We start from the raw sequence: 3,975 nt of genomic DNA, 5'->3' as shown, positions 1-3,975 counted from the left end.
ATTACTGAAGCTATAATATTATTCACAAATAGATTTCCTCAAATGAAAACGATATATTATATTATCCCAATAGTTTTCTTCATTCTTTGTTCATGTGGCACTACATCCCGCATGACCTATAGCAATGGCTATATTCTTGATTCAGAAGGTAAAGTTTTAGGGAATTACGCCAATGGACATATATTCGATACACTACGGAATATAAAAGGGTATTATGCCAATGGTTATATCTATGACAAATCCTACAAGATCAAAGGAACATATAATAATGGATTCGTAAAAATGAACTATGCTACTGATTCCATTAAATGGAATGAAAGTTATGGCAACACAAGATATAGCAGCAGTCCCGAATGCGACATATTCAAATGCATCCCATATTGTGTAGTGACACAAATCAGCTTTTCTAATTTTATAAATATAAACTGTTGACAAAATGAAAAAAATTATTTTAGTTTTCGCCTTGTTCATAGCATGTCTTTGTGCAAAGGCACAATCTATTATTCCACAGGTCAATGAAAATGTGGAACTTATGAGTATATTATCCCGTATGGCTGGTTTTCCTGAATATCACATGGATATGGCAGGACAATACATAAAGGACATGGACAGCTATTTTAAGGATAATACAGAACATCCGGCAGTCCAATATATGAAAGAACTAAGAAATAATTATGGCATATCTTATGATGCAGTTATGTCAATGGCAGTACATCTGAAAAACAAAGATGGAATTCTATCTTTAATAGAGAAAGATAGTCCTAAACTGGATGATAGATGGACAGATGTAGATAAAGATAAATTCCTGTCTTATCTCAATAACTTTTATAAGGATACAAAGTTCAATGAGTTTTTTAAAACTCACAACGATATTTACGAAAAAGGTATTAAATCTTTTCAGGAAAATGTAACAAACTCCTTTGATGCGGACTGGTATTCAAATTTCTATGGTAATGAACCTCAGGAAAACTATACTATCATAATCGGATTCTGTAATGGTGGTGGGAATTATGGTGTAGAAAGGCAATTAAAAGGACAAAAGAAAGATGTCTATGCCATTGTAGGTTATTTCGTAAACGAAGAGGATATACCAATGTATAACAATAGATTTCTGCCTACACTGATTCATGAATTTAACCATTCTTTCATCAATCATTATTTGGATGAAAGTAAATACCCGGATCATGTAAAACAACTGGAAGAAGCAGCTAATGTTTTGTATTTGAACTCACAGGTTAGTATGTCACAACAGGCCTATGGCAATTGGCAGACAATGATAAATGAATCTCTTGTCCGTGCTGCTGTTATCTGTTATATGCTTGATAACGAATTCAAGACAGAAGAAATAAGAAATGTGTTTCTGGAACAGATACAACGTAATTTCAGATGGATGCCTGAACTGGTTACCTTATTGAGAAAATACGAAAAGAAACAGTCAAAGTATGGAAATTTTGAGAATTTCTATCCAAATGTGATAGACTTCTTCAATAAATATGCTCAGAAGGAAAATGAAAGATTTGATGTGTTGAAATAAATAATGTCAATACCAACTCCTTTTCCGATGGTGCATAAGACGACTTGCTCGGCTTGAACGCACTGGAAAAGTTCTCCAAAGTGATTATCAGCTTAAAGGATATATATTTATAGCTATTCTATTTACAGAAAAACAGTAAACGCATTTTGTTTCATAAAGTTTAAGGGAGAATTTTTCGACGTATTGCCGATATATTCTCCCTTCTTGCTATCTCAATTCTGTATATTCAAATAGTTTGAGACATCATACAGACAATATTCAGGTGAACATTCAAACAGATAATTTAATATATTCATATGTCCAGAACCGAAGATTATAAGAATTCTATATTTGGACTCTGTTTTTATTCTCTGTATATTCCTGAATATACGCAAATTCCGGTTAAACCATCGTCCGGTTTCAAAATCCACCCCAGTAAAATCGTCACCATTAGCTTCGTATTTGAAATGTCCAATTAAATAGTTCCCTAAGCTCCTCTTGATGTTCTCCGGATTATTAAGTAAAATCAGTTCGGGTATTATCCCATATTCCTTAAAGACCGATTCTGGATAATACTCCTTAATTGAGTCTTGATGATTATAGAAACTGTTTTCAAATTGTATAAAATCATCGGAGTTTTTATCCTCCAATAGTTCTGCAATGTCATTATAATGTTTACCCCATTCATCAACACAGTGAATACGATTGATACCTAACTTTTTAGCCAGCCGAAACCCTATTTGTTCATACTCTTCTCGATGTAAAAATATTTATCTTCTTGATATAATTTATATAAAGAATCTATTTCTGCCTGCATTTTCACTGGACGTTCAATCACAATAATAGTTGGAGCAAACTCTGATAACGCATTGACTAATTTATTTATTTCATCCTGGTATCTGGGCTCAAGGACATCAATCATTTCATCTTTTGCATATTGGATTTTATCCAGGTTAGGAAAATCAAAATGAAAAGTCCCTAATGTTAATACCGGTATTGGTTTTGACATAGGTTCTTGTGCAATTCCCCAGGATGATATCACAGAACATAATAATATAAGTATATGTTTTACTATAAATAAATTCTTTATATTTCATTAAATACAAATTCATTTCATATATTTGCAAATGAGCAAAAAAGAAAATTCTAATATATACTTGCAAAGTAAGAAAAAATATAGAAACGTAATATACATGTAGTCTTTGTTTTGTTGATTTTATTGGCTCACGTTTCTACATGTTGGACTTTAATTCTCTCAGATGAGCCACTGAGAACAACTATATGAGCATGAATAGAATTATAATCTCTTCTATTTTATTTGCAGCTCTTTTCGTTATAGGGTGTAGCAAAGATGAGTCTCATGACATTGTCAATGAAATCAAGATGTCCGTTTCAGCAGAAACAGGTACATACATACCATGGGGCAGTGATACTCCAGTAGAATGTATGCTTGTTATGTCTGAAGACAATCCCGGTGTATTGGAGCCGCTTGCCTTTGGAAGAATTGAAGGATTTACATATGAAAGAGGACATGAATATTACCTTTCGGTAAAACGGACTATCCTCGCCAATCCTCCAATGGATGGTTTTGACCGCACATATTCACTTATTAGAATTCTTGATGACCGAGTGATAACCGAGCCGGAAGAACCGGAAGATAAAGAAATTAATTCGGAAGAAGATATTGTATATCATGATAAATGTCCCTTCAATAAGTATGCAATGGAAAAAGAGCTGCTGGTTGATAGCGAAGGGAATATAAGATATAGTAACGGAGACCAGTTACCACCTTATGACATGGCCCGGCTCTGGATAGAAGATGTACTCCCTAAAGATGATCCGAATTGGATAGAATTCCAGAAGGTTCCTTATATGGCAATCTATTCATTTGTCTTGTCTCCTTTTACGGATGAACTCAGACTGGTGAGAAACGATCCAATGTTCAATGAGGCCATACCTGAAAATGAATTTAATAACATTCTATCCATGAAATCCGGTGAAAAAGCCCATTATGCACTCATTCTTGTCAATGTATATATGGATGGACTTCAGAAATTGGAATTTACAATAAAGAAACAGTAAATATTTTAAGGGAGAACCTGACGGAAATACACCTAAAGATTCTCCCGATTTTATTTTATCTATGTTCAGAAGAACAAAAAGATTAATCTAATGCAATGAATATATGGTTTGTTGTATATTTGTAGATGATAGTAATTTAAGAAATATAATATGAAACCTATAACAGCAGTAACAGTATTTCTATCTTTGATGATTCCATCATTGTTCCTGAGTTACGGCAACTATACAACCGCGAAAGAACATATTATAGATGATGTCAACCAGGCTCTGGCCCAGACAATCCTATACAAACAATCAGACCGTATTACGGCTGACACGCTGAAAGTGTACAGGTCAAAATTAAAAATTGACCAGCTGAAGAAAACCTCCTATCTGGCAAT

At 33.6% G+C, this 3,975-nt stretch carries 6 protein-coding genes; 4 read left to right on the top strand and 2 right to left on the bottom strand.

Translation table 11 applies throughout. The features are described from left to right. On the top strand, positions 1-432 hold a 432-nt coding region (locus ACZMIG_RS14570; protein WP_487889747.1), incomplete at its 5' end, for a hypothetical protein. A 4-nt stretch (positions 433-436) separates the two neighbouring features. Then, entirely contained in the window at positions 437-1,534 is a 1,098-nt protein-coding gene (locus ACZMIG_RS14565; protein WP_487889746.1) for a DUF4932 domain-containing protein, read from the top strand. A gap of 212 nt (positions 1,535-1,746) precedes the next feature. On the opposite strand, the gene ACZMIG_RS14560 is transcribed toward ACZMIG_RS14565, so the two are convergent. Together ACZMIG_RS14560 and ACZMIG_RS14555 are read right to left on the bottom strand one after the other, a co-directional pair. Beyond that, a complete protein-coding gene (locus ACZMIG_RS14560) occupies positions 1,747-2,223 on the bottom strand; it encodes a DUF5694 domain-containing protein (protein ID WP_487889748.1) in 477 nt (158 codons plus the stop codon). A 26-nt stretch (positions 2,224-2,249) separates the two neighbouring features. Further along, positions 2,250-2,522, bottom strand: coding sequence for a hypothetical protein (locus ACZMIG_RS14555; protein ID WP_487889745.1), 273 nt, complete (start codon positions 2,520-2,522; stop codon positions 2,250-2,252). A gap of 278 nt (positions 2,523-2,800) precedes the next feature. On the opposite strand from ACZMIG_RS14555, the gene ACZMIG_RS14550 reads away from it, so the two are divergent. Then, complete coding sequence (locus ACZMIG_RS14550) at positions 2,801-3,595, top strand: DUF4377 domain-containing protein (protein WP_487889744.1); 795 nt, start codon at positions 2,801-2,803, stop codon at positions 3,593-3,595. Between the two features lie 150 nt (positions 3,596-3,745). Next, the coding region (locus ACZMIG_RS14545; protein ID WP_487889743.1) for a hypothetical protein at positions 3,746-3,975 on the top strand (230 nt) is incomplete at its 3' end.

The organism is Xylanibacter sp. (assembly GCF_057607445.1).
The sequence above is the reverse complement of the archived record's forward strand: the minus strand, read 5'-3'. Positions and strand labels throughout refer to the sequence as shown.

Coding starts and splice junctions, on each gene's coding strand:
- ACZMIG_RS14550 (WP_487889744.1), top strand. CDS start 2,801: ATGAATAGAATTATAATCTCTTCTATTTTATTTGCAGCTCTTTTCGTT.
- ACZMIG_RS14565 (WP_487889746.1), top strand. CDS start 437: ATGAAAAAAATTATTTTAGTTTTCGCCTTGTTCATAGCATGTCTTTGT.
- ACZMIG_RS14555 (WP_487889745.1), bottom strand. CDS start 2,522: ATGTCAAAACCAATACCGGTATTAACATTAGGGACTTTTCATTTTGAT.